The 26,294-nt window shown below is 67.6% G+C and carries 24 protein-coding genes, 1 tRNA gene and 1 pseudogene; 15 read left to right on the forward strand and 11 right to left on the reverse strand.

Annotated elements, in window-relative coordinates:
* Positions 1–94 precede the first annotated feature (94 nt).
* The 9 genes from cysQ (at position 95) to ACNKFW_RS03510 (ending at position 10,311) form a co-directional block, all read left to right on the forward strand.
* Positions 95–892 (forward strand): 3'(2'),5'-bisphosphate nucleotidase CysQ, encoded by a 798-nt coding sequence (cysQ, locus tag ACNKFW_RS03470; RefSeq protein ID WP_024843581.1) that lies wholly within the window; start codon positions 95–97, stop codon positions 890–892.
* A gap of 4 nt (positions 893–896) precedes the next feature.
* Entirely contained in the window at positions 897–1,697 is an 801-nt protein-coding gene (locus tag ACNKFW_RS03475) for a 3-deoxy-manno-octulosonate cytidylyltransferase (RefSeq protein ID WP_147427636.1), read from the forward strand.
* On the forward strand, positions 1,697–2,950 hold the full coding sequence (locus tag ACNKFW_RS03480) for a glycosyltransferase family 2 protein (protein ID WP_147427637.1): 1,254 nt from the start codon (positions 1,697–1,699) through the stop codon (positions 2,948–2,950). Before ACNKFW_RS03475 ends, ACNKFW_RS03480 begins: the two co-directional genes overlap by 1 nt.
* 102 nt (positions 2,951–3,052) lie before the next feature.
* Entirely contained in the window at positions 3,053–3,943 is an 891-nt protein-coding gene (locus ACNKFW_RS03485) for a UTP--glucose-1-phosphate uridylyltransferase (RefSeq protein WP_024843584.1), read from the forward strand.
* 5 nt (positions 3,944–3,948) lie between these two features.
* Complete coding sequence (galE, locus tag ACNKFW_RS03490) at positions 3,949–4,947, forward strand: UDP-glucose 4-epimerase GalE (RefSeq protein WP_028710087.1); 999 nt, start codon at positions 3,949–3,951, stop codon at positions 4,945–4,947.
* Positions 4,937–6,175: a glycosyltransferase family 4 protein gene (locus tag ACNKFW_RS03495; RefSeq protein WP_147427638.1), complete on the forward strand. Its 1,239-nt coding sequence runs from the start codon at positions 4,937–4,939 to the stop codon at positions 6,173–6,175. Before galE ends, ACNKFW_RS03495 begins: the two co-directional genes overlap by 11 nt.
* 64 nt (positions 6,176–6,239) lie before the next feature.
* Positions 6,240–7,229 (forward strand): glycosyltransferase family 2 protein, encoded by a 990-nt coding sequence (locus ACNKFW_RS03500; protein ID WP_418024730.1) that lies wholly within the window; start codon positions 6,240–6,242, stop codon positions 7,227–7,229.
* The gene (locus ACNKFW_RS03505) at positions 7,226–8,920 is read left to right on the forward strand and encodes a beta-1,6-N-acetylglucosaminyltransferase (protein ID WP_028710088.1); all 1,695 of its coding nucleotides are present in this window, start codon (positions 7,226–7,228) and stop codon (positions 8,918–8,920) included. The genes ACNKFW_RS03500 and ACNKFW_RS03505 overlap by 4 nt, the downstream gene beginning before the upstream one ends.
* Positions 8,917–10,311, forward strand: a complete 1,395-nt coding sequence (locus tag ACNKFW_RS03510) for a hypothetical protein (RefSeq protein WP_147427640.1) — start codon at positions 8,917–8,919, stop codon at positions 10,309–10,311. Before ACNKFW_RS03505 ends, ACNKFW_RS03510 begins: the two co-directional genes overlap by 4 nt.
* 6 nt (positions 10,312–10,317) lie before the next feature.
* Here ACNKFW_RS03510 and ACNKFW_RS03515 read toward each other — a convergent pair whose 3' ends face one another.
* The 7 genes from ACNKFW_RS03515 to choX all read right to left on the reverse strand — a co-directional run bounded on the left by ACNKFW_RS03515 (position 10,318) and on the right by choX (position 17,073).
* Positions 10,318–11,259, reverse strand: coding sequence for a DMT family transporter (locus ACNKFW_RS03515; protein WP_028710089.1), 942 nt, complete (start codon positions 11,257–11,259; stop codon positions 10,318–10,320).
* The gene (gene queG, locus ACNKFW_RS03520) at positions 11,256–12,320 is read right to left on the reverse strand and encodes a tRNA epoxyqueuosine(34) reductase QueG (protein ID WP_147427641.1); all 1,065 of its coding nucleotides are present in this window, start codon (positions 12,318–12,320) and stop codon (positions 11,256–11,258) included. Before queG ends, ACNKFW_RS03515 begins: the two co-directional genes overlap by 4 nt.
* Positions 12,301–12,990: a glutathione S-transferase family protein gene (locus tag ACNKFW_RS03525; protein ID WP_028710091.1), complete on the reverse strand. Its 690-nt coding sequence runs from the start codon at positions 12,988–12,990 to the stop codon at positions 12,301–12,303. The genes queG and ACNKFW_RS03525 overlap by 20 nt, the downstream gene beginning before the upstream one ends.
* Positions 12,991–13,077: 87 nt before the next feature.
* Entirely contained in the window at positions 13,078–13,836 is a 759-nt protein-coding gene (mtgA, locus tag ACNKFW_RS03530; protein WP_024843593.1) for a monofunctional biosynthetic peptidoglycan transglycosylase, read from the reverse strand.
* A gap of 39 nt (positions 13,837–13,875) precedes the next feature.
* The gene (locus ACNKFW_RS03535) at positions 13,876–14,457 is read right to left on the reverse strand and encodes a DUF1269 domain-containing protein (protein WP_024843594.1); all 582 of its coding nucleotides are present in this window, start codon (positions 14,455–14,457) and stop codon (positions 13,876–13,878) included.
* Between the two features lie 180 nt (positions 14,458–14,637).
* A complete protein-coding gene (gene betC, locus ACNKFW_RS03540; protein WP_147427642.1) occupies positions 14,638–16,134 on the reverse strand; it encodes a choline-sulfatase in 1,497 nt (498 codons plus the stop codon).
* Positions 16,135–17,073, reverse strand: a complete 939-nt coding sequence (choX, locus tag ACNKFW_RS03545) for a choline ABC transporter substrate-binding protein (RefSeq protein WP_147427643.1) — start codon at positions 17,071–17,073, stop codon at positions 16,135–16,137.
* Positions 17,074–17,245: 172 nt separating this feature from the next.
* On the opposite strand from choX, the gene ACNKFW_RS03550 reads away from it, so the two are divergent.
* Positions 17,246–17,321 (forward strand) — tRNA-Ile (locus tag ACNKFW_RS03550).
* A 32-nt stretch (positions 17,322–17,353) separates the two neighbouring features.
* Here ACNKFW_RS03550 and ACNKFW_RS03555 read toward each other — a convergent pair.
* The 4 genes and pseudogenes from ACNKFW_RS03555 to ACNKFW_RS03570 all read right to left on the reverse strand — a co-directional run bounded on the left by ACNKFW_RS03555 (position 17,354) and on the right by ACNKFW_RS03570 (position 20,292).
* On the reverse strand, positions 17,354–18,415 hold the full coding sequence (locus ACNKFW_RS03555; protein ID WP_244314551.1) for a site-specific integrase: 1,062 nt from the start codon (positions 18,413–18,415) through the stop codon (positions 17,354–17,356).
* Positions 18,415–18,648, reverse strand: coding sequence for a helix-turn-helix domain-containing protein (locus tag ACNKFW_RS03560; RefSeq protein WP_147427645.1), 234 nt, complete (start codon positions 18,646–18,648; stop codon positions 18,415–18,417). Before ACNKFW_RS03560 ends, ACNKFW_RS03555 begins: the two co-directional genes overlap by 1 nt.
* Positions 18,649–18,670: 22 nt before the next feature.
* Positions 18,671–18,805: pseudogene (locus ACNKFW_RS03565) on the reverse strand (ClpX C4-type zinc finger protein); the annotation flags it as partial.
* A 134-nt stretch (positions 18,806–18,939) separates the two neighbouring features.
* Positions 18,940–20,292: a DNA cytosine methyltransferase gene (locus ACNKFW_RS03570; RefSeq protein WP_244314550.1), complete on the reverse strand. Its 1,353-nt coding sequence runs from the start codon at positions 20,290–20,292 to the stop codon at positions 18,940–18,942.
* Between ACNKFW_RS03570 and ACNKFW_RS03575 the strand changes: the two genes are divergently transcribed.
* Genes ACNKFW_RS03575 through ACNKFW_RS03595 form a run of 5 tightly spaced genes read left to right on the forward strand, consistent with a single transcriptional unit; the run spans position 20,291 to position 26,236 of the window.
* The gene (locus ACNKFW_RS03575) at positions 20,291–22,531 is read left to right on the forward strand and encodes a hypothetical protein (RefSeq protein ID WP_418024731.1); all 2,241 of its coding nucleotides are present in this window, start codon (positions 20,291–20,293) and stop codon (positions 22,529–22,531) included. The two genes, ACNKFW_RS03570 and ACNKFW_RS03575, sit on opposite strands and share 2 nt — an antisense overlap.
* Positions 22,531–23,211, forward strand: coding sequence for a hypothetical protein (locus ACNKFW_RS03580; protein ID WP_147427649.1), 681 nt, complete (start codon positions 22,531–22,533; stop codon positions 23,209–23,211). Before ACNKFW_RS03575 ends, ACNKFW_RS03580 begins: the two co-directional genes overlap by 1 nt.
* Positions 23,208–23,774 (forward strand): hypothetical protein, encoded by a 567-nt coding sequence (locus ACNKFW_RS03585; protein WP_147427650.1) that lies wholly within the window; start codon positions 23,208–23,210, stop codon positions 23,772–23,774. The genes ACNKFW_RS03580 and ACNKFW_RS03585 overlap by 4 nt, the downstream gene beginning before the upstream one ends.
* Entirely contained in the window at positions 23,759–24,130 is a 372-nt protein-coding gene (locus tag ACNKFW_RS03590) for a DUF6950 family protein (RefSeq protein ID WP_147427651.1), read from the forward strand. Before ACNKFW_RS03585 ends, ACNKFW_RS03590 begins: the two co-directional genes overlap by 16 nt.
* On the forward strand, positions 24,131–26,236 hold the full coding sequence (locus ACNKFW_RS03595; RefSeq protein WP_147427652.1) for a hypothetical protein: 2,106 nt from the start codon (positions 24,131–24,133) through the stop codon (positions 26,234–26,236).
* The last annotated feature ends 58 nt before the right edge of the window (positions 26,237–26,294 follow it).

A 26,294-nucleotide genomic window follows, 5' to 3' on the forward strand; every position in this document is an offset into this window, starting at 1 on the left:
CTTGCCCTGCGCGATCCGCCGCATCATAAGGAGGCCGACAGCCGTATTCAATCGGCGCCGCATCCCCGAGGCCTCGGGTCGGAAAGGAAAAACCATGCAATGTGATCGAATGATTGCCGAAATGCGACGTCTTGCCCTGCGGGCGGGCGACGAGATCATGCAGATCTATGGCGCCGAGGATTTCGAGGTGCGGGCCAAATCCGATGCCTCGCCCGTGACCGAGGCCGACGAGGCCGCCGATGCGCTGATCTCGGCCGGGCTGCGCGCGGCCTTCCCCGATATCCCGCTGGTGACCGAGGAGCAGGCCGCGACCCATGGGCAGAGCCTGTCGACCTTCCTGATCGTCGATCCGCTGGACGGCACCAAGGAATTCGTGCAGCGCCGCGGCGATTTCACCGTCAACATCGCCTATGTTGAAAACGGCGTGCCGCGGCTGGGCGTGGTCTATGCCCCGGCCAGGGAGCGGCTGTTCTATACCACCGCGCAGGGCGGCTCGGTCGAGGAAAAGGGCCCCTTCGGCGAGGAACCGGGCGAGGTCGTGCCCATCGGCGTCAATTCGATGCCCGACAACCGGGCGCTGATGGTCGTCGCCTCGAAATCGCATCGCGACGCGGCGACGGACGACTATATCGCCCGCTACGGGGTGCGCGACATGACCTCGGCGGGCAGCTCGCTGAAATTCTGCCTGGTGGCGACGGGCGAGGCCGATCTTTACCCGCGCCTGGGCCGGACGATGGAATGGGACACCGCCGCGGGCGACGCGGTGCTGCGCGGCGCGGGCGGCGAGGTGGTGCGCTTTGACGATCACACGCCGCTGCAATACGGCAAGCCCGGTTTCGAGAACCCGTTCTTCATCGCCTTCGCCCCCGGCGTGCTGCTGGTCAAGGACTGAGCCCATGGCCGTCGTCATCGTGATTCCCGCCCGCCATGCGTCGACGCGCTATCCCGGCAAGCCGCTGGTCGAGCTGCGCGGCGCGACCGGCGAGGGGCTGTCGCTGATCCGCCGCAGCTGGGAGGCGGCGCGGGCCGTCCGGGGCATCGACCGGGTGATCGTCGCCACCGATGACGAGCGCATCCGTGCCCATGCCGAGGGATTCGGGGCCGAGGTCGCCATGACCTCGACCGGCGCCCGCAACGGCACCGAGCGTTGCGCCGAGGCGGTGGCCAATCTGGGCCTTGCGCCCGAGATCGTGGTGAACCTGCAAGGCGACGCGCCGCTGACCCCCGCCTGGTTCGTCGAGGAACTGGTCGCCGGGCTGCGCGCCGATCCGGGCGCGGACGTGGCCACGCCGGTCTTGCGCTGTTCCGGCGCCATGCGCTCGGACCTGATCGCCGACCGGGTGGCGGGGCGCGTCGGCGGCACCACCGCCGTCTTCGGCCACGACCGGCGGGCGCTGTATTTCTCCAAGGAAGTGATCCCCTATGCCGCGGCGGATTTCGGCCCCAGCGAGCCGACGCCGGTCTTTCACCATGTCGGCGTCTATGCCTATCGCCCGGCGGCGCTGGCCGAATACCCGAACTGGGACGAGGGCCGGCTGGAGGCGCTGGAGGGGCTGGAGCAGCTGCGCTTCCTGGAGCGCGGCCGCCGCATCCTTTGCGTCGAGGTCGAGGCGAAGGGCCGCGAGTTCTGGGAGCTGAACAACCCCTCGGACGTGCCCAAGCTGGAAGCGATGATGAGCCGCATGGGCATCGCCTGATGCCCGAAGGCGGGCTGCCTTCGATCAGCATCATCGTCGTCTCGCGCCACCGGCCGCAGGCGCTAGCCCGCTGCCTTGCCTCGCTGGCGGGCCAGGTCCATGCCGATTTCGAGCTGGTGCTGGTGGCCGACCCCGCCGCCGTCGGCATCTGCCCGGAGCTGCCGGCGAAACGGCTGGCCTTCGACCAGGCCAATATCTCGGCGGCGCGCAACGAGGGGCTGGCGCTGGCGGCGGGCGAGGTGGTGCTGTTCATCGACGACGACGCGCTGGCCGAGCCGGGCTGGGCCGGGGCGCTGGCCGCGCCCTTTGCCGATCCGCGCGTCATTGCCGCCACCGGCTTTACCCGCGGGCCCGACGGGCTGCGCTGGCAGGTCCGGGCCGAGCGGATCACGCCTTCGGGCGAAACCCTGCCGCTGCATGTCGCCGAAACCGCGCTGCTTGCGCCCGAGAACGGCTGCCCGGTCAGCACCATCGGCACCAATTCCGGCTTTCGCCGCGCCGCGCTGCTTGAGATCGGCGGCTTCGACCCGGCCTTCGCCTATTACCTGGACGAAAGCGACGTGAACCTGCGCATGGCGGCGCGGTTTCCGCAGGGGCTGACGGCGGTGGTCCCGGCGGCGCAGGTGATCCATGGCGCCGCCCCCGGCGCCGGCCGGGGCGAGGCCGGGGTGCCGCGGGATCTGACCGCCATCGGCCGTTCCGCCGCGATCTTTGCCGCGCGGCACGGCGGCGATGCGGGCTGGCTGCGCGAAGGCCAGCGCCGGCGCCTCCTGCGGTACATGGTGGCCGGCCGGCTCGACCCTTTCGCCATCGCGCCGATCCTGGCGACGCTGGACCGCGGCCTGGCCCTGGGCCGGGGGCAGATGCCCGCCCTGCCGGTCTGGAACCGGCCGCCGCCGCCGCCGTTTCGGCCGCTGCCGCGCCGGGCGCCGGCCGGCGAGCCGCTTTTCCTTGCCGGCTGGCATTGGCAGGCGCGCAGCCTGCGCGCCCGCGCGGCGCGGGCCGTGGCCCAGGGGCGGCCGACCGGATTGCTGCTGCTGACCCCCAGCTTCCTGCCGCATCGACTGACCCTTGCCGCCGGCGGCTGGTGGGAGCAATGGGGCGGCCTTTGGGGCGCCTCGCAGCCCGAAGACCCGCCCGTCATATTTCTGAGCAAGAATGCGCGCATTTTGCGCGAGCGAGGAAATTTGCCTAGACGGCGGAGCGAGATCAGCGGAAAGTCGCCGCAAAACGCAAAAATTGAATCGCTTTGATATTTTAAAGGAACGACTGTGCCCGCCAGGCGCTTGTTGCGCAGGCGCCCGCAAAAAGGGATAAATACCCTGCGTCGGTGCAGAAATCAGGAGACCGAATTCATGACTCGCAAAGTCACCAAGGCCATCTTTCCCGTGGCTGGACTGGGCACCCGCTTTCTTCCCGCCACCAAGAGCATTCCCAAGGAGATCATGACCTTGGTGGATCGACCGCTGATCCAATACGCCATCGACGAGGCGCGGGCGGCGGGGATCGAGGAGTTCATCTTCGTCACCTCGCGCGGCAAGGGCGCGCTGGAGGATTACTTCGATCACGCGCACGAGCTCGAATCGAGCCTGAAGAAATCCGGCAAGACCGAATTGCTGGACATCCTGCGTTCCACCAACATGGAATCGGGCGCCATCGCCTATGTCCGGCAGCACAAGGCGCTTGGCCTCGGCCATGCGGTCTGGTGTGCCCGCCGCCTGGTCGGCGACGAGCCCTTTGCGGTCATCCTGACCGACGACGTGATCATGGGCGAGCCGCCCTGCCTTCAGCAGATGATCGAGGCCTATCAGGAAACCGGCGGCAGCATGGTCGCCACCATGGAAGTGGCGCCCGAAAGAACCAAGGCCTATGGCGTGCTGGACGTGGCCGAGGACATGGGCGCCATCGTCCGCGCCCGGGGCATGGTGGAAAAGCCCAAGGACAATCCGCCCTCGAACCTTGCGGTGATCGGCCGCTACATCCTGGCGCCCTCGGTGCTCAACAATCTCAACAAGCTCAAGCAGGGCTCTGGCGGAGAGATCCAGCTGACCGACGCCATCGCCGACGAGATCGCCGAGGGCCGCGACGTGTTCGGCCTGCGCTTCCGCGGCCAGCGGTTCGACTGCGGCTCCAAGGCCGGCTTCCTGCAAGCGACCGTGGCCTTCGGCCTGGCGCGCGACGATCTCAAGGGTGAATTTGCGGACTATCTTTCCGACGTCCTGGCAATGCGCAAGGCGGCGGAATAAGCAGCATGACGAACAAGGTTCTGGTGACCGGCGGCGCGGGTTATATCGGCTCGCACGCCTGCAAGGCATTGCGCGCGGCGGGCTTCGAGCCCGTGACTTATGACAATCTCTGCACCGGCTGGCGACAGGCGGTGAAATTCGGCCCCTTCGAGCAGGGCGACCTCATGGACCGGGCCCGGCTGGACGAGGTCTTTGCCCGCCACAAGCCCGTCGCGGTGATGCATTTCGCCGCGCTGAGCCAGGTGGGCGAGGCGATGCGCGAGCCGGGCAAGTATTGGCGCGGCAATGTCAGCGCCTCGCTGAACCTGATCGAGGCGACGCTGGCGGCGGGGGTGCGGAACTTCGTTTTCAGCTCGACCTGCGCCACCTATGGCGACCATGACGGCGTGGTGCTGGACGAGGCGACCCCCCAGACGCCGCTGAACGCCTATGGCGCCTCCAAGCGCGCCATCGAGGACATGCTGAAGGATTTCGGCGCCTCGGACGGGCTGCGTTCGGTGATCTTCCGCTATTTCAACGTGGCCGGTGCCGACCCGGATTCCGAGGTGGGCGAGTTCCACCAGCCCGAGACGCATCTGATCCCGCTGATCCTCGATGCCATCGACGGCAAGCGCGCGGCGCTGACCATCCACGGCACCGATTACCCGACGCCGGACGGCACCTGCATCCGCGACTATGTGCATGTCATGGACCTGGTCGATGCGCATGTGCTGGGGCTGCAATACCTGCTGGACGGCAAGGTGGCCGATGGCGGGCAGGAGGTGTTTTGCCTAGGCACCGGCAACGGCTTTTCCGTGCGCGAGGTGATCGACCATTCCCGGCATGTCACCAACCGCCCGGTGCCGCTGACCGAGGGGCCGCGCCGTGGCGGCGATGCGGTCAAGCTGGTTTCGGGCAGCGAGAAGGCGGTCTCGGTGCTGGGCTGGAACCCGGCGCGCTCGACCCTGCCGCAGATGATCGGCGATGCCTGGCGCTGGCACCAGAACGGCGGATATGAGGCCTGATCCGGCGGTCCTGCTGGATGTCTCGCGGCTGATCTCGCGGCTTGGCGGCGGCCCGGCGACGGGCATCGACCGGGTCGAGGCGGAATGGCTGGCCCATCTGCAGGACCGGCCGCATCTGCTGCTGTGCCGGGTGCGGCGCGGGCAGCTGCTGTTGCCGCCCCAGGCCGGGGCGGCGATCCTGCGCTGGCTGGGCGGCGCGCTGGACGAGCTGCCGCCGCCGGACCTGCTGGACCGGCTGCGCGGCCGCCGCACCCTGGCCGCGCGGGCCGAGGCGGCGCTGCGGCGGATGGCCTTGGCGCGGGCCGGCCGCGAGGGGCGGGGCCTGGGCCGCGCGGCGCAGGCGCGCCTGGGGCAGGGCGTCTACGTCAACGTCGGCCATGCCAACCTGCAACCGGGGCTTTTGGCGAACCTGCGTCCCCTGCCGCGGGCGGTGCTGATCCATGACACCATCCCGCTCGACCATCCTGAATTCACCCGCGCCGGCCAGGCCGACAGGTTCCGCGACCGCTTCACCGCCGCGCTGGGGCAGTCAGAGCTGATCCTGACCGTCTCGGTCGCCACCCGCGCCGATGTGCTGCGCTGGCGCGGGCGGCTGGGGCTGCCGGGCCATGCGCCGGTCGTCGCCGCGCCCATCGGCACGCGGCTGGCCGCGCCCGATCCCTCCGGGCTGCCGGCCGGCCTGGACCTGGCGCGCCCCTTCTTCGTCACCCTGGGCACCATCGAGCCGCGCAAGAACCACGCCCTGCTGCTGGATGCCTGGCAGATGCTGGAGCGCGGGCCGGAACCGCCGCAGCTCTTCGTCATCGGCCGCCGCGGCTGGGAGAACCGCGAGGTCTTTGCCCGGCTCGACCGCCTGCCGCCGGGCGGGCCGGTGCGCGAACTTTCCGGCCTGGACGATGGCGCGGTGGCGGCGCTGCTGGGCCGCAGCCACGGGTTGCTGATGCCCAGCCGGGCCGAGGGCTTCGGCCTGCCGCTGACCGAGGCGGCCCGGCGCGGCGTCCCGGTCCTGGCCACGCCCCTGCCGGCGGCGCGCGAGATGCTGGGCGATTACGCGACCTGGCTGTCACCCGACGCCCCGGCCGACTGGGCGGCCGAGATCGCGCGGCTGGCGGCCGCCCCGCCGCTGCGGCGGCCGGCCTTGCCGGTGCCGGCCTGGCAAGGGCATTTTGCGTATTTCTATGCGACGCTGCGTGAAATATTGTGCAGCCCGGATGTGGCGGCTATGTGACGGGGTGTAAAAGGTAAAAGAGGCCCCCGTGCCGCGCCCGTTCAGGATTTTTCGGCGTAAGCTGATGCTGCGCGCCCGCCGTCAATGGCTTTTGGCGCGTGCCATGCGCCGTCGCCGGCAGCTGCATCCGGTCTGGGACCGCACCGCCCGAATCGCGCCCGGCGACATCCTGCTGTTCACGACCATGCGCAACGAGGCGCCGCGCCTGCCCTGGTTTCTGGACTATTACCGGGCGATGGGCGTGCGGCACTTCCTGGTGGTGGACAATGGCTCGCAGGACGGCGGACGCGAATACCTGGGCGAGCAGCGGGACGTCTCGGTCTGGCTGACCCATGCCAGCTACAAGGCTGCGCGCTTCGGCATGGACTGGATGAACTGGCTCTTGCACCGCCATGGCGCGGGGCATTGGTGCCTGACGGTCGATCCCGACGAGTTCCTGGTCTATCCCCATCACGACACCCGGCCCCTGCAGGCGCTGACCGACTGGCTGGACGCCAGCAATATCCGCGCCTTTTCGGCCATGCTCCTGGACATGTATCCCCAAGGCTCGCTGGCCGCCGAGCCTTACCGTGCCGGACAGGATCCGTTCCGCATCGCGCGCTGGTTCGACCCGGCCAATTACGTCATCCGCAAGAACGGCGAATACGGCAACCTGTGGATCCAGGGCGGGCCGCGGGCGCGGGCCTTCTTTGCCGAGGATCCCGAAAGCGCCCCGGCGCTGAACAAGATCCCGCTGGTGCGCTGGCAGCGCGGGCTGGCCTATGTCAGTTCGACCCATATGCTGCTGCCGCGCTCGCTGAACCTGGTCTATGACCAGGACGGCGGCGAAAGGGCCTCGGGTTGCGTCTTGCATGCCAAGTTCCTCTCCAGCTTCGCCGAGAAATCCGCCGAGGAGCTGACCCGGCGCCAGCATTACGCCGACAGCCAGGAATACCTAGCCTATCACGCCGGGCTGTGCGACGACCCGGATTTCTGGTGCGAGCAATCCTGCGAATTGCGGGACTGGCGCCAGCTCGAGGATCTGGGACTGATCTCCAAGGGGAACTGGGCATGAGCGATGCGCCGGTGCGGCTGGGCGTGGTCATGCTGTGCCACGAGGAACTGTCCATCGCCGCCCGCATGGCGCGGGTCTGGGCCGAGGGCGGGGCGGCGGTCGCGGTCCATGTCGATGCCAAGGCGTCGGCGGATGCGGTTCGCGCCATGCGCGCCGGGCTGGCCGACCTGCCGAAGGTGCTGTTCAGCCCGCGCCACCCCTGCGAATGGGGCACCTTCAGCCTGGTGCGGGCCACGCAGGACGCGGCCGCGCTGCTGCTGGACCGCTTCGAGGACGTGACGCATGTGCTGGTCGTCTCGGGCGCCTGCCTGCCCCTGCGCCCGGTGGCGGATCTTTGCGCCTACCTGGCGTCGCATCCGGGCCGCGACTTCATCGAAAGCGTGACCGCCGCGGATGTCGGCTGGACCGTCGGTGGGCTGAACGAGGAACGCTTCACCCTGCATTTCCCGTTTTCGTGGCGGCGCCGGCACAAGCTTTTCGACCGCTATGTCGCCTTGCAGCGCCGGCTGGGCTACAAGCGCCGCATTCCGCAGGGGCTGGTGCCGCATCTGGGGTCGCAATGGTGGTGCCTGACGCGGGCCACGCTGGGCGCGATCCTGAACGATCCGCGCCGGGCCGAGTTCGACCGCTATTTCAGCCGGGTCTGGATCCCGGACGAAAGCTATTTCCAGACCCTGGCCCGGCGCCATTCGCCGAATATCGAAAGCCGGTCGCTGACGCTGGCCCGGTTCGACGACCAGGGCAAGCCCTATATCTTCTACGACGACCATCTGGAGCTTTTGCAGCAGTCCCGCTGCTTTGTCGCGCGCAAGATCTGGCGGGGCGCCGAGCGGCTTTATCGGCATTTCCCGCAAGGCGATGCCGCGCCGCCACCGGCCGCCGAGCCGCGGCCCGAGCGGGTCGAGCGCATCATCCGGCAGGCTGTGGCGCGCCGCCGGCTTGGCCGGCCGGGGCTTTACATGCAAAGCCGCTTTCCGCTGAAGGACCGCGAGAACGGCAAGACCGCCGCGCCCTATGCCCTGCTCCAGGGCTTCACCGACCTCTTTCCCGACTTCGAGCCCTGGCTGGCCGACCGCATCGACGCCGATGTGCATGGCCATGTCTTCGCCGTGCATGGCGTCGAGTTCGCCGGCCGCAAGCCGCTGGGGCCCGGGGCGCTGCCCGACAGCGCCGGGCTGCGCGACCTGGATCAGCGCGGCTTTTTGGCCAACCTGATCCGCAGTTCGCGGCGGATGCAGGCCTGGCAGTTCAGCCCGCGCGACCGGCAGGAGATGAACTGGTTCCTGGCCACCGATCCCAATGCGCGCATCTTTGTCGTCACCGGCGCCTGGGCGGTGCCGCTTTTGCATTCCGGCATGCCCTTCGACGACATCCGCCGCGTCGCCGCCATCCTGCAACGCACCGAACTGGCGCAGATCGAGGTGCTGAACTCGGTCTGGCTCAAGGCGCGCACGCGGGTCTGGGATCTGGGCGATGCCTGCGCCCGGCCCGCGGCCGTGCTGGGCGACATCCTGCAGGGGCTGGGTGGCGATCCCGCCGCCGCCGCCGACCTGCCCCGGATGCGCGATGTCACCGGCATGGGGCGGTTCCTGCAACGGTTGCGCAATGCCGGGCTGCATCCGCAACTGATGGGCGATTTCCCCGCCGCCGATCCCGACCACATCCCCGGCCAAGGAATCCCCGCGCCATGACCCAGCCCTTCCGCAGCTTCGTCATCTTTGCCGAGATGCGCACCGGCTCGAACCTGCTCGAGGCGACGCTGAACGCCATCAAGCGCGTCACCTGTTTCGGCGAGGCCTTCAACCCCTACATGATGGGTTGGCCCGACAAGGAAGAGCTCAAGGGCATCACCATGGCCGAGCGCGAGGCCGATCCGCACCGGCTGCTGGCGGCGATCTTCGACAAGCCGAACCACCTGCCGGGATTCCGCTATTTCCACGACCACGACCCGCGCGTCTTCGATGCCATCATCGAGGACCGGTCCTGCGCCAAGATCGTGCTGACCCGCAACCCGGTGGACAGCTATGTCTCGACCGCGCTGGCGCGCGCCACCAACCAGTGGAAGCTGAACGAGACCGAGACGCCGATCCCCGCCGCCGTGCGCTTCGACGGCGCCGAGTTCCGCCAGGCGGTGGGCGAGATCGAGGCGTTCCAGCTGAAGGTCATGCACCGGCTGCAGGTGACCGGCCAGGCCGCCTTCTGGCTGGGCTACGAGGATCTGCGCGATGCCGAGGTCATGACCGGCCTGTTGCATTGGCTGGGCCGCACCGATCTGGAGCGGGTCGAGCCGGCCAACGATCAAGTGCCGCAAAACCCGCGCGAACTGTCAAAGAAGGTCGAGAATTTCGACGAGATGCAGGCGGAACTGGCGCGGCTCGACCCGTTCATGCTGCGCCGCATCCCGAATTTCGAGCCCCGCCGCGGCCCGGCCGTGCCTTCCTTCCTGGGGGCCGAGGCGGGCAGCGGGCTGATCTTCATGCCGGTCAAGGGCGGGCCGACCGGCTTGGTCGCGGGCTGGCTGCGGCGGATGGGCGAGGTTGCGGGCGATTTCAACCAGGCCAGCCTGCGGCAATGGAAGCGCCGGCATGCCGGCCATCGCAGCTTCACCGTGCTGCGTCACCCGCTGCCGCGGGCCTGGAAGGCGTTCCAATCGCTGCTCGGCGGCAGGAATGCCGAATTGCGCGACCTGATGCGCCGCATTCACCGCGTGCCCCTGCCGCCGGATCAGGAACTGGCCGCGCTGGAGCAGGGCCGCAAGGCGGAACTGTTCGCGGCCTTCCTGGAGTTCCTGCGCCGCAACCTGAACGGTCAGACCACGCTGCCAACCTATCCCGGCTGGGCCAGCCAGTCCGAGGTGCTGGCCGGCTTCGCGCGTTTCGGCGCCCCAGACATGGTGCTGCGCGAGGCGGAACTGCCGCACGATCTGTCCTGGCTTGCCGCCAGCGCCGGGATCGGGGCACCGGCCGACCCGCCGCGGGCCGAGCCCTTCCCGGATTTCCTGGACGACCAGGAACTGCGTGCCGCGGCGAAAAGGGCCTATCTGCGCGATTACGTCGCCTTCGGCTTCGCTGACCGGCCCTAGCCCTGCCTAGCCCTGCGGGGTCATGGCTTTGCGCTGGCGGTTGCGCTCCAGCCCCAGCTGCCGCTCGCGCCAGATGATCAGGATGCCGGCGGTGATGACCAGCGCGGCGCCCGCCAGCATCACCAGCGTCGGCGCCTCGTCGAAGACGAACCAGCCGATCAGCAGCGCCAGCAGCATCGAGGCATATTCAAAGGGCGCCACCAGCGAGGCATCGGCATAGCGATAGGCCGAGGTCAGCAGGATCTGCCCCAGCCCGCCCAGCAGCCCGATCATGACCAGCAGCGCCGCGGTTTCGGCATCGGGCATCACCCAGCCGAAAGGCACCGTCAGCAGTCCCAGCAGCGTCGATGTGACCGAGAACCAGAACACGATGGCCGAGGTGCGTTCCTCCTGCACCAGCTTGCGCACGAAGATCTGCGCCAGCGCCGTGCAGGCGGCGCCCGACAGCGTGACCATGGCGCCCAGGCTTTCCTTGTAGCCCATGGCGGCGCCGAAGCTCAGCCGCGGCGACAGCACGATCACCACGCCGACCAGCCCCAGCACCACCATGGACAGGCGGAACAGCCGCACGTCCTCGCCCAGGAACATGGCGGCGAAGATCACCGTCAGCAGCGGCGCGGCATAGCCGATGGCCGTGACCTCGGGGAAAGGCAGCAGGGCCAGCGCCCAGAAGCCCAGCCCCATGGCGGCGGTGCCGATCACGCCGCGATAGAAATGCCCCATCGGGCGAAAGGTTCTGAGGCCGACGCCCAGTTCGTGCCGGAATGCCAGCCAGACCAGGATGACCGGGATGGCGAAAAGCGAACGGAAGAAGACCTGCTGGCCCGGCGGCACGCCCAGGCCGCCCTCGGCGGTCGCCTTGACGATCGAGGCCATGATGGTGAACACCAGCACGCTGAGGCATTTCAGCAGGATGCCGCGCAGCGGGCTTGGGGGCGTCTGGATCATGGCAATCGCTCGCATGCCCAGCGTGCCGCGTCGGCGACGGCCGGGTCGGGGTCATCGGCCAATGCTTCGGCCAGCGGACGCAGATGTGCAAGCCCCGAATTGCCGATGGCGTAAAGCACGTTCCTGACCATGCGGTCGCGCCCGATGCGCTTGATCGGGCTGCCCGAGAAATGCTCGCGGAACCCCGCGTCGTCCAGTTGCGCCAGTTCCGCCAGCGCCGGCGCGCCATGGGGGCCGTGATAGCGCAGCTCGGTCGCTGCCTGTGCGAACTTGTTCCAGGGGCAGGCGGCCAGGCAATCGTCGCAGCCATAGATGCGATTGCCCAGCATCGGCCGCAGCTCGGGATCGACCGGCCCCTTGTGCTCGATGGTCAGGTAAGAGATGCAGCGCCGCGCGTCCAGCTGATAGGGCGCCGGAAAGGCCCCGGTCGGGCAGGCGTCGAGGCAGGCCCGGCACGAGCCGCAATGCGAGCGTTCCGCAGCGTCCTTGGGCAGCTCCAGCGTGGTAAAGATCGCGCCCAGGAAGAACCAGCTGCCCAGCTCCCGCGACAGCAGGTTGGTGTGCTTGCCCTGCCAGCCCAGTCCCGCCGCCTGCGCCAGCGGCTTTTCCATCACCGGGGCGGTGTCGACAAAGACCTTGATCTCGCAGCCGGTCAGCCCGACCAGCCAGCCGCCCAGGCGCTTCAGCCGCTTCTTGACCAGGTCGTGATAATCCTTGCCATGGGCATAGACGCTGACCGTGCCGCGATCCTTGTGGCGGACGGCCTCCATCGGGTCGTGCTCGGGCGTGTAGAGCTCGGCCAGCATGACGACCGAGCGCGCCTCGGGCCACAGGCTTGCGGGCGAGGCGCGCCAATGCGCCCGCTCGGCCATCCAGCCCATCTGGCCATGCCGGCCTTCGGCCAGGAAGGCGGCCAGCCGCTCGGGCAGTTGCGGGTTCGCGTCGGGGGCGCAAATGCCAAGGGCCGAGAAACCCTCGGCCCGCGCCTGCTGTTCCAGCCGCAAACGGATCTCCGCCGGGTCGGTCGGTCTGTCGGTCGGCCTAGAAGTCGAGCAGCGCATAATGCGGCGCCGGGTGAACGCCCGGCAGGTGGTCGGCCAGCAGGCTGCGGAAGGCGGGCCGCGACTTGATCTTGGCATACCATTCCTGCACCTCGGCCGAATGGGTCCAGTCCACGTCCGAGATGTAGTCGAGGCAGGACAGATGCGCCGCGGCGGCGAAATCGGCCAGCGTCATCACGTCGCCAGCCAGCCAGCGGCGATGTTCGAGCAGGCTTTTCATGTAGTCCAGGTGATAGCGGATCGCCGAAAGCCCGGCCTTGACGGTGCGCGAATCCGGATAGCCCAGGCGCATCACCTTCTTCCAGACCCGCTCGTTCATCACCGGCCGCGTCACCTCGGCGTTGAACTTGTCGTCGAACCACGCGCAAAGCCGGCGCACCTCGTAGCGTTCGGCCGGCAGCGCCGGCATCAGCGAGGGCTGCGGCTGGATCTCGTCCAGGTATTCGCAGATCGCCTGGCTTTCGGCCAGAAGCCGGCCATCCATGCGCAGCACCGGCAGCTTGCCGGCGGGGTTGCGGCGCATGATTTCCGAGCCCGGCTCCCAGAAACGATCCTCGACCAGCTCGACCTCGATGCGCTTTTCGGCCAGCACCAGCCGGACCTTGCGGCAAAAGGGCGACAGGGCGACATGGTAAAGGCGAATCGTGGAACTGGGCGAGGAAGTATTCATCAGGGGAAAACCGGTTCGTTCTCGGGTCTTCGGTTGATACGCCCAGGGGCGCGCGGTTTCAACCGCGATGCGCGGGCAGGGCGCGGATCAGCGCCCAAGCCCTAGGCAGGAATCGCGGCCATCCGCCCGGATCGTCTCGGCGCCGCTGACGATCGAGCGGGTGCGGGCCGAGCCGGTCTGCGGGTTGCGCGTGCGCGGCGCGGGCAGGATCGAGGCCAGCGCCGCCGCCTGTCGCAGGCTCAGCTTGTCGGGCGTGGTCTTGAAGTAATACTCCGAGGCCGCCTTGATGCCGAAGACGCCGCGGCCGAATTCGGCGATGTTCAGATAGACCTCGACGATGCGGCGCTTGGACCACAGCGCCTCGATCATCGGGGTATAGGCCGTCTCCATCACCTTGCGCGGCCAGCTGCGCCCCTGCCACAGGAAGACGTTCTTCGCCGTCTGCTGGGTGATGGTCGAGGCGCCGCGCGACGAGCCCGAGGCGATGACCCGGCGGATCTCGACCATGTCGAAGCCCCAGTGGTTGCAGAAATTCGCATCCTCGGCCGCGACCACGGCGCGGACCATATGCGGCGAGACCTGGTCCAGGCCCACCCATTCGCGCGAGGCCCGGCCGGGAAATTCGCGCTGGCCCTGGATGATGGTCCAGGTGGTCGGCGGGTTGACGAAGGAAAACAGGAAGACCAGCACGAACATCAGCGCCAGCAGCCGCGCCCCGATCCAGCGCAGCCAGGACCACAGCCACAGCGCCAGGCGCCGCAGGGGCCGCCAGCCGCGCAGGCCGCGGCGCCGGCGCGGCATCGGCGCCTCGGGATTGTCGTCAAGGGTGTCCATGCGGTGGGGCATGGCGGCGTCCTGTCACGCCCATGCCCCTTGCGTCAAGCGTCAGGCCGAGGGCGAGGGGTCCGATCCTTCCGCCGCCGCCGCCCCCGAGGCAGGCCGGTCCACATGCGGCATGCCGAGCGCCGAGCCCAGCCTGCCGCCGGCGAAGGCCTCGCGCAGGCGCGCCTCCTCGGCCTCGGGCAGCGAGCTTTGCAGCACCCGGCCCCTCAGGTGGAAGCCTTCCAGCCGCGCCAGCACCTTGTCGGCGGTCATCTTGCGCACCAGGATGAATACCGCCGAGCCGCCGGGCGGGATGGATTGGCCAAGCTCACGCATGAAATCGTCGTTGATGCCGATGTCGGACAGCGTGCCGGCGATGGCGCCCGCGCCCGCGCCCACCGCGGCGCCGATCAGCGGATTGAGGAAGATCAGCCCGACCAGCGTGCCCCAGAAGCCGCCGCCAAGCGCGCCCGCCGCGGTCAGGTTCACGGCCTGGTGCAGCTGGATGTCCTCGGCCGAGGGGCGGGTGACGACCACGGCGTCCTCGAGCTCGATCAGATATTCCTTCTGCATCTTGACCAGTTCGGTGCGCAGCTCGAAGCCGGTCGCCTCGTCGTCGAAGGCGATGACAAGCAGGTCGGACATGGCGGAAATCCCCTCTTGGCTCATGACGGCGGGCTAACGCCCCGCCCGCGCCGCGGGTTCCTTGCTGCGGCACAGGGTCGCGGCCCGGCCGGGGGACACTGGCCTGTTTCTCCCTTGGCCAAATATCCTCGGGGGTCCGGGGGCAGACAGCCCCCGGCGGCGGATCGCCCAGGCGCGACCCTATTCGCCGCGCGGAAAGCGCTTGGCCTCCTCCAGCACGTTCAGGTCCATGTGGTTGCGCATGTAGCGTTCGGATGCCTGCATCAGCGGTTGGTGGTCCCAGGGGAAATAGGCGCCGTTGCGCAGCGCCTCGTAGACCACCCAGCGCCGGGCCTGACTTTCGCGCACCTCGGCGTCATAGGCGGCCAGATCCCAGCGTTCGGCCGCCATGTCCCGCATCCGCGCCAGTACCCCGGCCGCCGCCGGATCGGTCGCCCGGTTCACCCGCTCGTCCGGGTCTTCGGCGAGATTGTAGAGCATTTCGGGATCGGCCGTGCAGGCGACGTATTTCCAGTCGCCGTCGCGCAGGCAGACCAGCGGCGCGATGCTGCCCTCGGCCGCGTATTCCATCGCCACCGGCCCGCGCCCCTCGGCGCCCTGCGCCAGCGAGCGCCCGTCGGTCCAGGGCGCGACCTCGGCCATCGAGATGCCGGCAAGCTCGCAAAGCGTCGGCAGCACGTCGATGGTCGAGACCGGCACCTCCACCCGCCCCGGCGCCATGCCCGGCGCCGCGATCATCAGGGGCACCCGCGCCGAGCCCTCGAAGAAGTTCATCTTGAACCACAGCCCGCGGCCGCCCAGCATCTCGCCATGGTCCGACAGGAAGACCACGATCGCCTCCTGCCGGGTGCGCTCCAGCACGTCCAGGATCTCGCCCAGCTTGTCGTCGACATAGGAGATATTGGCGAAATAGCCCTGCCGGGCGCGGCGGATGTGGTCCGGCGTGATGTCGAAGGCCCGCCAGTCGCAGGCATCCATCAGCCGCTGCGAATGCGGGTCCATCCGGTCATAGGGAATGGCCTCGGGCGGCTCCAGTTCGGGGATGCCCTCGTAGAGATCCCAATACTTGCGCCGGGCGACGAAAGGGTCGTGCGGATGGGTGAAGCTGACCGTCAGGCACCAGGGCCGCTCGTCGCCGCCGCGCGCCAGGTCGTAGAGCTTGCGGGTGGCGTGATAGGCGACCTCGTCGTCATATTCATACTGGTTGGTGATCTCGGCCACGCCGGCGCCGGTCACGGAACCCAGGTTGTGATACCACCAGTCGATGCGTTCGCCGGGGCGGCGATAATCCGGGGTCCAGCCGAAATCGGCCGGATAGATGTCGGTGGTCAGCCGCTCCTCGAAACCGTGCAGCTGGTCGGGGCCGACGAAATGCATCTTGCCCGACAGGCAGGTGTGATAGCCCGCCCGGCGCAGGTGATGGGCATAGGTCGGGATGTCCGAGCAGAACTCGGCCGCATTGTCATAGACCCGCGTGCGGCGCGGCAGCTGCCCGGACATGAAGCTGGCGCGGCCGGGCGCGCAGAGCGGGCTGCCGGTATAGGCGCTGGCATAGCGGGTCGACCGCTCCGCCAGCGACCGCAGATGCGGCACATGCAGGAACTCGGCCGGGCCGTCGGGGAACAGCACCCCCGACAGCTGGTCGGCCATCACGATCAGGATATTGGGTCGTTGCAATTACTTCACCGATGCCATGACTGCTTCCGCGCCGGGTTTTCCATCCAGCGTGGTCACGCCGTCAAGCCATGCCGCCACCGCATCCGGGTTCTCGGCGATCCAGCCCTTGGCGGCCTGGGCCGCATCCATGCCCTCGTCCAGGATCCTGCCCATCAGCAGGTTCTCCATCTCCACGGTAAAGACCAGCTGGCCGAACAGCTTCGCGGCGTTGGGGCAGGCGGCGACCCATTCCTTGCGGGCCAGCGTGTGCACGGTGGCGCCGCCGAAATCGGGACCGAACTCCGCATCGCCGCCCGACAGATAGGTGATGTCCAGCTTGACGTTCATCGGGTGCGGCGCCCAGGCCAGGAAGACCGAGGGCAGGCCGGCCGCATCGTTGCGCGCCACTTGGGCCAGCATGCCCTGTTCGCTCGATTCGACCAGTTCCCAATCGCCGAGGCCGAACTTGTCCGCCTCGATCATGCCCTGGATGGTCTGGTTTGCCGGCGCGCCGGGCTCGATGCCATAGATCTTGCCCTGGAAGGCGTCCTTGTGCGCGTCGAGATCGGCGAAATCCTTGACGCCGAGGTCGGCGGCCGCATCGGTGACGGCCAGGGTGAACTTGGCGCCGGTCAGATTCTGCACCAACTCCTCGGTCTGGCCCGAGGCGTCCAGGTCGTCGCGGAATTTCTGCTGCGCGGGCATCCAGTTGCCCAGGAAGATATCGGTATCGCCGTTCTTGAGCGCCTCGTAGCCGACCGGCACCGACAGGGTGCGCACGTCCGGCCGGTAGCCCAGCCCTTGCAGCAGGGCGGTGGCGACGCCGTTCGTCGCGGTGATGTCTGTCCAGCCCGGATCCGAGAAGCGGACGGTGCCGCAGCTGGCGGGTTCGTCCGCCAGCGCGGGCGCGGCGGCGACGAGGGCAAGGACGAGGGGTGACAGCGGGGCGGTTCTGGACATGGTCGGACCTCCGGTTTCATGCCGCGTCGTGTCACGGCTTCATGCGCCATCAGCCCACAGGCGGGATGCGGGATCAAGAGCTGATGCCGGCCCGCTTGCCGGGGATTTCCCGCGATGCGGCGATCCCGGCCTTGACGAGGCGGGCCGGCTCGATCAATGGTGACGCCGTTCGGGGCCTGTAGCTCAATGGTCAGAGCAGGGCGCTCATAACGCCTTGGTTGGGGGTTCGAGTCCCTCCGGGCCTACCACGAACTTTGTAGAGCGTTGAAATCAAACGGATTTACGTCCGGTTTACAGCCGCCATGGGCCGGTTTACTTCGTTCTGTTCTTGTTCCGTGCCCAGAACGAGCCGCTTCATCTCCGCCGCCTGGGTGTATCTCTGGGCTTCCGCAAGCGTCTTGTGACCGCCCCAGGCCATGATCGCGTGAGCCGATCCTCCGCATTCCGCGATCATCGTCAGCCTGGCCTTCCGCAGCCCGTGAGCGGTGCGGTTCTCCAGGCCTGCATCCCGCGCGGCGTCGTTTATCACGTTCCCCAGGCCCTTGATGCTGCGGGCACGCCCCGTCTCCGTCTGCAGGAATGTCATATCCCCGGCGAGCGCCGCGACGGCCTCTCGGACAGCCTTGCGCTCGCGGTCCCAGCCCTTCGCGTAATCGGGAAGCGGCGATGTCCATGGCACATGCGCCCGCCCGCCCGTCTTGCTTTGCTTGAAGACCAGCAGTCCATCGCGCCCGACATGTTGGCGACCGATCGCTACCGCATCCACGGTGCGCGCCGCGGTCCAGAACACCAACTCGAAACAGGCGCGTTGCACGGTGCCGATTGCCCATCGGTCGCGGAACTTTTCCACGTCGTCAGCTGACCATGCGGCATAGCCATCAGTTTTGATGCTGATCTTTCGGATGCCGGCTGATGGGTCCGACTTCATCAGGGTCCGATCCTTCGCCGTCTTGCAGATGAGTCGCCAGACCTTCAGCCGCGCATTGGCGCGCCGGGGCTCAAGCTTGGCGAGGTCTGCGGTGATGTGATGCTCCCGCAAGCCGGCGGCTGGGGCTGTCCCATACTCTTTTCGAATCGCATCCGCCTCGCGCCTGACCTCGTGCTTGTAGACTGCGGAAAATGCCCGGACATGGGCCGATCCCAGCATCATGGTGATGGCTGCGGCTATGGTCCCATTCGGGTCGGCCGGCTGGGGCTTGCCCTTTATGGCGTCAGCCGCCGCCCATGCGGCTATGAAATCGGGATGCGATTCCGGGATGTCGTCGGGCAGCTTCGTTCGCGTCGGTCTATGCCAGCGATAGACCTTGCCGCCTTTTTTCACCCTGTGCACACGAGGAAGCATCACGTCCCGAAAATTTTGTCGCACCTGCTGACCTCGTCATCATCGACCTCCCCCTCAACAGGAAGGCCGGACGCGTATTCGTCAAGCGTTATGCGATCATAGAGCCGCTTTCCCCCCAGCATCCGGCGGGGTAGGCCGAGGCCGCGCAGCGTGGTCTCGCTGATCCCGAGGTAATGCGCAGCCTCGGGCGCCGGCAGCAGGCGCGGCGCGAAAGCTGGTTCGTGCTTACCCATCCTATCCCTCCTTCTCGCGCGCCTCACGGACGACCCCTGTGCACAGGTCCACGCACTCGTCGCAAATGAACACCTTCGGTCCGGCGATCAGATGCATGACCTCATACTGGTCCTTGCCGCAGAAGTTGCAGTAGGCCGGCGGCTTCACCTTCGCCAGCTCGGTTCGGGCTTCGTCGCGATCACGAATGGCCTGATCCAGCTGTGCTTTCAGGCCAGCGGCCTCGCGCTTCGCCTTGGATAGCTCGATGGCGAGCGCGGCTGCTTTCCTGCTATTGACGGTGAACAATGCCATCACGCCATCCTCCTCTCTTGTTCGATCGCAATGTGCTGGCAGTTCGCGCCGACGATGGCGGCGGCGATGGGCGGGCAAACGCTGTTGCCGCAGCAGCTGACCTGCACGTCCTTCGCGAAGGGCTGCCAATGCCACTCGCCTGCCTCGTCTTCGCGCCAGACGCCCTCGATGACGTAATCGTCGGGGAAGCCCTGGGCGCGGAACAGCTCGCGCGGGGTCAGCATCCGCATGCCGATGTCGATCACGACATAGGACGCGCCGCCGATCTCCAGCGTGACGAACTCGCCGCCATCCCAGGTGCCATGCTCGCGCAGGAACTCCGCCACCTGGCGGGCCCGGGTATGATGCTCGGGCGCGAAGGGCGGCGCGGCCAGCTCGGCCTGCATGTGCGCCATCCGGTCCTTAACCGTGATGGTGTGCATCGGCTCGTCCGTCCGCGCGCCGTCGCCGGTGCCGTAGTATTTGGCAAGGAAGGGCGCGACTGGCATCTGATGGCTGCCCGTGGCGGTCACCGTCGCCATCGGATCATCCGCCCGACGCCCGGGATTGACCCCACCTATGCGGCGGCTGTCGTTGTTGTGCTGGGCGAGGAACGCGGACACGGGATAGTGCTTCACCCCGCCCGCGACCACCGTGTTGAGCGGCGCGCGCACGTCCAGCGCCCGGGGCTTCTGCCCGGCCCGTTCGCCATTGCCGACATGCACCATGGTCGCGGCGATCAGGCTGTTCTGGTCTTTCTTGCTGGCGCAGATCGTGTGGTGCGGGTCCTCGGCTGATCGGTTGCCGCCGCCCTGCTGGGCATAGGTCAGCACCGGGGCGATCAGGGCGTGCTGGATGTCGCCGACCGTGACGGTGCCGAGGGGATCGGTGAGCGGATATTCCCGCCGCCCGCCGCTGTCACCGTGCGCGATGCTGGCCAGATAGGGCGCCAGCATCCCCAGAGGCGCGGCGCCGCCCGGCTTCTTGATCCAGCTGTTCGCGGTGACCGTGGCCATGGGGTCGCGCATGTCCTGCCCGGTCGCGCCGCCGTTGAAGCGCTGGATGCTGGGGGCGACCAGCACGCTCTGCCCGCCGCCGGCCAGCACCGTCGGATTCGGGGCGGTGATCGGGCTGTCGCGCCGATCCGTCCCTTTCAGGCTCATCATGCTGGGCACCACGACGGCCTTTTCGCCGCGGTGCGCCCCGGTGATCGTCCTGAACGGCTGGGCCACGTCCTCGACCCGGCAGCCATGGGTCAGGTTCACCAGGAACGGCGATTCCGCTTCGATCACATAGCGGCCCATGCCGCGCGCCACGCGGGCCATCGTGTTCTTCGCCAGCGGCCGCACGGCGCGCAGGCCGTGCTTGGCCATGACCTCGGCCGAGGTGTCGAAGATCGACGGGCACGGCAGCGACCAGTCGATGCAGGTATGCGCGCCGACCCAAGGCAGCAGTTTGCCTTTGCGGACCTCCTTCGATTTGGGGTCGGCAAGGAAGTTTGCTGGCACGGTGTTCCCCGGCGAGGCCGTGTCTCGCGTCCCCGGGCTCTCGGATACTGAATGGTCCGCCGTTCAGGAGGCGCAGGCCCGGAAACTCGCCCGGGCAACCGGCGCCAGCGTCGAGCAGGTCGGGCTGCTGCAAAGGGCCATGCGCAGGCTCGAGACCAGCAACAGCATCGAGGCTGTGCAGAAGGATGCCGAGAATTTCCGCGATGTGCTGATCCAGATTTCAGGGAGCGCCGAGGCGGCGGCACAGAAGTTTCCCGAGCAGATGGGGACGCTGAACACGCTGATCACCTCGGCTGCCGATCAGCTTGCGGCAGCGGACCGCCAACGCCGCGAGGCACAGCAGGATCTGCTGGCGACCTATGATGCGAACACCCAGAAGCTGAAAAAGCTTTCCGATGAGCGTCGCCTTGCCGAGGAAAGCCAGACCGAGGCGGTCAAAGCCGGCAAGGAGGATCAGGCCGAGGCTTATGGCCGCGTGATCAAGGCCATCGACAAGGAAGTTCAGGCGGTACGGCAGTCCATTGCCGAGATGGACGGCACCTTCGAGGCCAGCGTCAAGCGGATGCGGGAGCTGGCCGGCGGCCTCGGGGGTACGATCAATGACGCCATCAAGCAGTGGACGGGGCTCAATCTCCGCGAATGGGGGCAGGCCGGAACCGCTGCGAACAAGGGCATCCTCGATCTGATCGCGCAGCGGGAAAGCCGCGGCGACTATAATGCCACGCTCGACGACGGGCGCTGGACCGGTGGCTCGCGCAATCTGGTCAACATGACGCTGCGAGAAATCCGCGCCTTGCAGGAATCGATGAAAACGCCGGAAAACCGGGCGCTCTATGGCAACGGTGCCGGATCGTCGGCTCTGGGCCGGTATCAGATCGTCGGCTCCACCCTCGATGATCTGATGAAGCGGCTCAAGCTGACCGGCGACGAACTGTTCACGCCCGAGTTGCAGGACCGGCTGGCGATGGAACTGCTGCGCCAGATCAAGCCGGGGGACGTGGAAGGCATCCGCAAGGTCTGGGCCGGACTGGAAAATGTGCCGGCGCCGCTCATCCAGCAGGCTTGGGGCCGGCAATCCATCTCTCGGGTTGATCCTGAGGTCCAGCAGGATCTCGACAAGGAGATCAAGGCTCGTGAGCGCCTCGCCGAACAGGCCAGGCGATATGGCGAGCAGTTGGCGCAGAACCTCCTGACCGAGAGGGAAACGGCGCGGCTGGCCTCTGAACAGGCCGATCAGATCGCTGCCATCAAGGCGTCCGGTATGGACGAAGAGGCGCAGGCGCGTGCCATCGCCGCCGTGACCGCCGAAACGGAGCGCCAGCGTGTTGTCATGACCCTCCTGGCGGAGGCCAAGCGGCGCAATGTCGATCTCGACGCGCTGCTTGCGGATGGGTCGATGACGTACAAGCAGGCCATCGAGGCCCTTGGCGAGGCGAAGAAGGCCGACATCATCGCCACCAACGAACGGGCGATCGCCGAAGGCAAGGCGGCCGAAGCCCAGCAGCTGATGGCGGATACGCAGCAACAGGTGAAACAGGGGCTGCTGGATTCGGTCCTGGCCGGCGAAAGCTTTGCCGACGTGCTCGCCAATGTCGGCAAGATGTTCGCGCGCGCCGCGCTCGAGGCCGCGCTGTTCAACGAGGGCGCATGGTCCTCGGCCGGTGGCGGCAAGGGGCTGCTCGGCGGCATCGTGGGCGCGATCTTCAGCGGCTGGTCATCCGGCGGCTATACCGGCCCCGGCGGCAAGCACGAGCCGGCCGGCATCGTGCACAAGGGCGAGGTGGTCTGGTCGCAGGACGATGTGCGCCGCGCCGGGGGCGTTGGCGTTGTCGAAGCCATGCGCCGCGGCTCGCGTCTCCCCGGGCTTGCCGATGGCGGGGTGGCGGCAATGCCCATGATGCGGCTTCCGCAGATTCCCATTGGCGCTGCGGCGCCGCGGGGCACGGCCGTCAACGCCACCTTCGCGCCGAACATCAGCATCGCGCCCGGCGTCACCCAGGCCGAGCTGGGGATGACAATGGCTGCCGCTCGGCAGGAATACGAGAGGAATTTCCTGCCCATGCTGCAAAAGCACCTGCCCAGCTATAACGAGCGGTACGCCTGATGCCCGAAGTGATCGCCTGGCCGTGCAGCCTGACCCGGCCGATGGATGTCAGCTATTTCATCCAGTGGACCTCGCGCGACGCCGGTGCCAATCTGGCCGGCGTTGCGCAGGTTCTCGCGCCGGGCATGGGCGCCTGGCGGGTGGATATCACCATCCCGCGGGATTTCGACGGAACCAGGGTCAAGGAGCTGGAGGCCTTGGTCTCGGAAATGCGCGGCCGCTACAACGTGGCGAACCTGTGCATCTGCGATCCCTACAAATATGGCCCGCGCGTGAGCCCCGTGCAGACCCCGTTCAGCGATGGAACATGGTTCAGCGACGGCACAGGTTTCACCGACCCGGCGGCGGGCACGCAACCGCTGCTGACCTCGGCCGCGGTCGCGGCCGGGGACAATGAGCTTTATGTGGACCTGACCAACCCGGTGCGGCCCTCCCTGCGCATCGGCGACATGTTCTCGGTCAACGGGTTCCTTTACCGCGTGGTGCGCCGCAACGCCGCCGGCTGGGTCAAGTTCGAACCATCCGCGCGCCGCGCCATTCCATCCGGCACCGCCCTGACCACCAACCCGCCGCGCTTCTATGGTCGGTTCATCGACGACATGCAGGGGCAGCGGACCCGCGAGATGCTCAAATGGGGTCAGAGCATCACCATTTCCTTCATCGAGGCATTCGACAGATGAGCCCAGAGCTTGCCGCTTTTCTAGAAAGCGACCCCGAAGTGGTGCCGCTGGTCCGGCTGTTCCACCTGCATTTCGGATCGGTGCAGTATTACCTCAACGAAACGGAGGCGCCGCTCACCTTCGCAGGCCAGGTCTGGCAGCCCTGCATGGGCTGGATCGGCGCTGACCCGCTCAGCCTGTCGGCCAATCCCTTCGATGCCAACCCGGCCTATTACACGGTCTGGAACGTCGGCAACAAGGAGGGCGAGGATCTGGCCTATGAGGCGCTGAACAACCCGGCGTCCTGGTCGGACAAGCTGGTCCGGCAGCTTTGGGCGGTGCGAGGCTTCCCGCACGACGCCATCGTGATGCATGCCGGCCGGATCGTCGATGTGAAGCCGCGCGAGAATGCCGGGCTGGCCGAGATCCGCGTCCGCGCCGAAACCATCGCCGCCACCCGGAATTACACGCCCCTCGGCGAATATACCGACCGCGACCAGCAGCGCCGTCATCCGGGCGACCTCGGATGTCAGTATGCGGCCTCGCTGGTCGGCAAGAAGATCAAGGGATGGCTGATCGGCTAGCGGCCTTTGTCGAGGCCACCGCCGCGCGGCCCTGGGATTGGGCCGCCGAGAACTGCACTTTCTGGGTCGCGGATTGGGGACTGGTGCGCTGGGGCGTGGATTTCGCGGCCCGGTATCGCGGCAGGTGCCGCAGCGAGGAGGATGCCGACGCGCTGGTGGGTGGTGATCTGGTCGCGCTGGTCAGCCCGGAAATTCCGCTGCCGCGCAAGGGTGCCCCAGCCGAGGGCGATATCGGCGTGATCGAGTTTCGGGGCCGGCAGGTCTCGGCCATCTGGTCTGGAAGCCATTGGCTGATCAGGACGCCCCGCGGCGTTGCCATGGTGCGCGCCCAGGCTATTGCAATCTGGGGTGATTGAATGCCAGCTGTAGGAGGATGGCTCGCTGCCGTCTGGACGGGAGCCAGCGCCGCCGGCGCGGTGGGCGCGAGTCTGCTGAAGCTCGCCGTGGGCCTTGCGATCAACATGGCCGTCGCCAAGGTCACGGCTCCGAAAGGGCCGCGGCCGCAGGAGCTGCAAACCGAACTGCGATCCAGCAATGCCCAGCGTATCCGTCATCTGGGCCGAGTCCGCGCCAGCGGCACCGTGATGTTCTGGGACTGGGCGAACCTGCGGGATTTTACCGAACCGCCCGGCGGATGGTGGGACAATATCAAATGGAGAATCGGCAAGCGCCGCCTCTACAAGCTGATCGCGGTCGCCGAGGGCGGCATGGACGCGGTCCATCAGTGGTATCTCGATGGTGACCCGGTCGATGTAGACGCGGACGGATGGGTGACTTCCGAACCGTGGAACCGGGCCGGTATCCGACTCCAGTTCCGCAAGGGGGTCGAGGGGGACCAGTGGGACGGCGGTGATTGGCCCGAGCTGCGCGCCGCCTTTCCCGATCAGTGGACCGTGAACCACCGCCTGCGGGGCGTGGGCACGATCCTGGCCACCTTCGACGCGGTTGGCGGCAATGACATCGCGGAAATCTATGGCGGCGGTGAGCCCGAAGTATCGGCCCTGATCCAAGGCGCCGGCGCCTATTGGGCGGCCGATGGATCGACCATCAATGGCCGCAACCCTGCGGTGCATCTGTCGGATGTCATGGCCAATCCGGCCTATGGCGCGTTGACGACGAACGACATCGATCTGGCTCTGCTTGGCGTCGCGCGCACGGATTGCAACGCTCTGGTCCCGACCGATGGCGGCACCCGCACCAGATATCAATCCGGGATCAGCTACGCCCTGTCGGACTCGCTCAAGGACACGGCGCAGAAGCTCCTCGATGCGATGGGCGGCCGAGCTTGGATCACGCCGGAGGGCAAGCTGGCGGTCGCGGCTGGCGTCTGGAGCGCGCCGACGGTTACGATCGAGGAGCGTCACATCGTCGAGATGGAATATGGCGCCGGGACCGAGCGCATCAACCGGGTCACCACGTTGGTGCCGACCTTCGTCGCGCCGCAGGTGCGCTGGCAGGAAGCCACTGCCGATCCGGTCGAGGACGCCGATGCGATCGCAAAATGGGGCGAGGGGCAGCCCAAGGGCGTGGACCTGCTGGCTGTCCAGCATCATGGCCAGGCGGCACATATCTGCAAGCAAATGCTTGCGCGCATGAATCCGGATCGCAGGATGACCATCAAGCTCCGCGCCTTTGGCTTGCGCCTGATCGGTGAGCGGGTCGTAAGGGTCAACTTGCCGCGTCTCGGCCTGGCGGGGGTGCCGTTCTGGATCGATAACCTGGCCTTCGACGGCACTAATGTCACGGTCGATCTGATCGAGGCCGACCCGGCCTCCTTCGATTGGACGGCCGAGGAGGAGGGCGAGCCGCCGGCGATCCTGACCCCCGTGGATCGGGGTACGGCCGGGCGGGCTACTGCGATCACCAGCGTCTCGCTGATCACTAATGACGGGCCGCCCTATATCAGGATCGAGGGCACGCTGACCGCCCAGGCGGGTGACAACCTCATGGCGCAGTTCCGTCGCACCGGCAGCCCGCTCGCCTGGACCGACATGATCGCAGAGGCCGCGTCGGGCGGCGGTTTCTCTTTCCGCACCATGCCGCTCGGCGACCTGTCCGAATATGACTTCCGGGTGTTCTTCGGACGCTACGAGAACAGTTCGGGAGGCCGGGAGTTGCGCATGCAGTCCGTGCCCGTCGAGGTGATCGGCGTTGACGTGGTGGCCAATGGCAATCCGCCTGACGAACCAGTCGTCCTCTCGGCCAGCGGCAGCGCCGGCGATGATCTGGTCGTGATGTTTACGGTCGATCTTGGCGCGAATTACCATCGCACCGGGCTCTACCGTGCTGCACCCGGCGCACCGTTCGGCTCTGCGGCATTGGTCAAGTGGTCTTATGACCAGTCCTCCCAGGTCACCATGACCGCGCCGATTCCGCCGTCTGGCGGCCGATACTGGCTGCGGTCCGAAAACCAATCCCAGGTCGCGTCCGACCCGGTCGAAGTCGGCAACTATCCCGCCTGACCAGGCGCAAATCCAGCAAACACCGGCGGTCCTTCGGGGCCGCTTTTTCATGTGAGGC

It is taken from the genome of Paracoccus sp. TD-10, from assembly GCF_048270675.1.
Lineage (GTDB): Bacteria > Pseudomonadota > Alphaproteobacteria > Rhodobacterales > Rhodobacteraceae > Paracoccus > Paracoccus pantotrophus.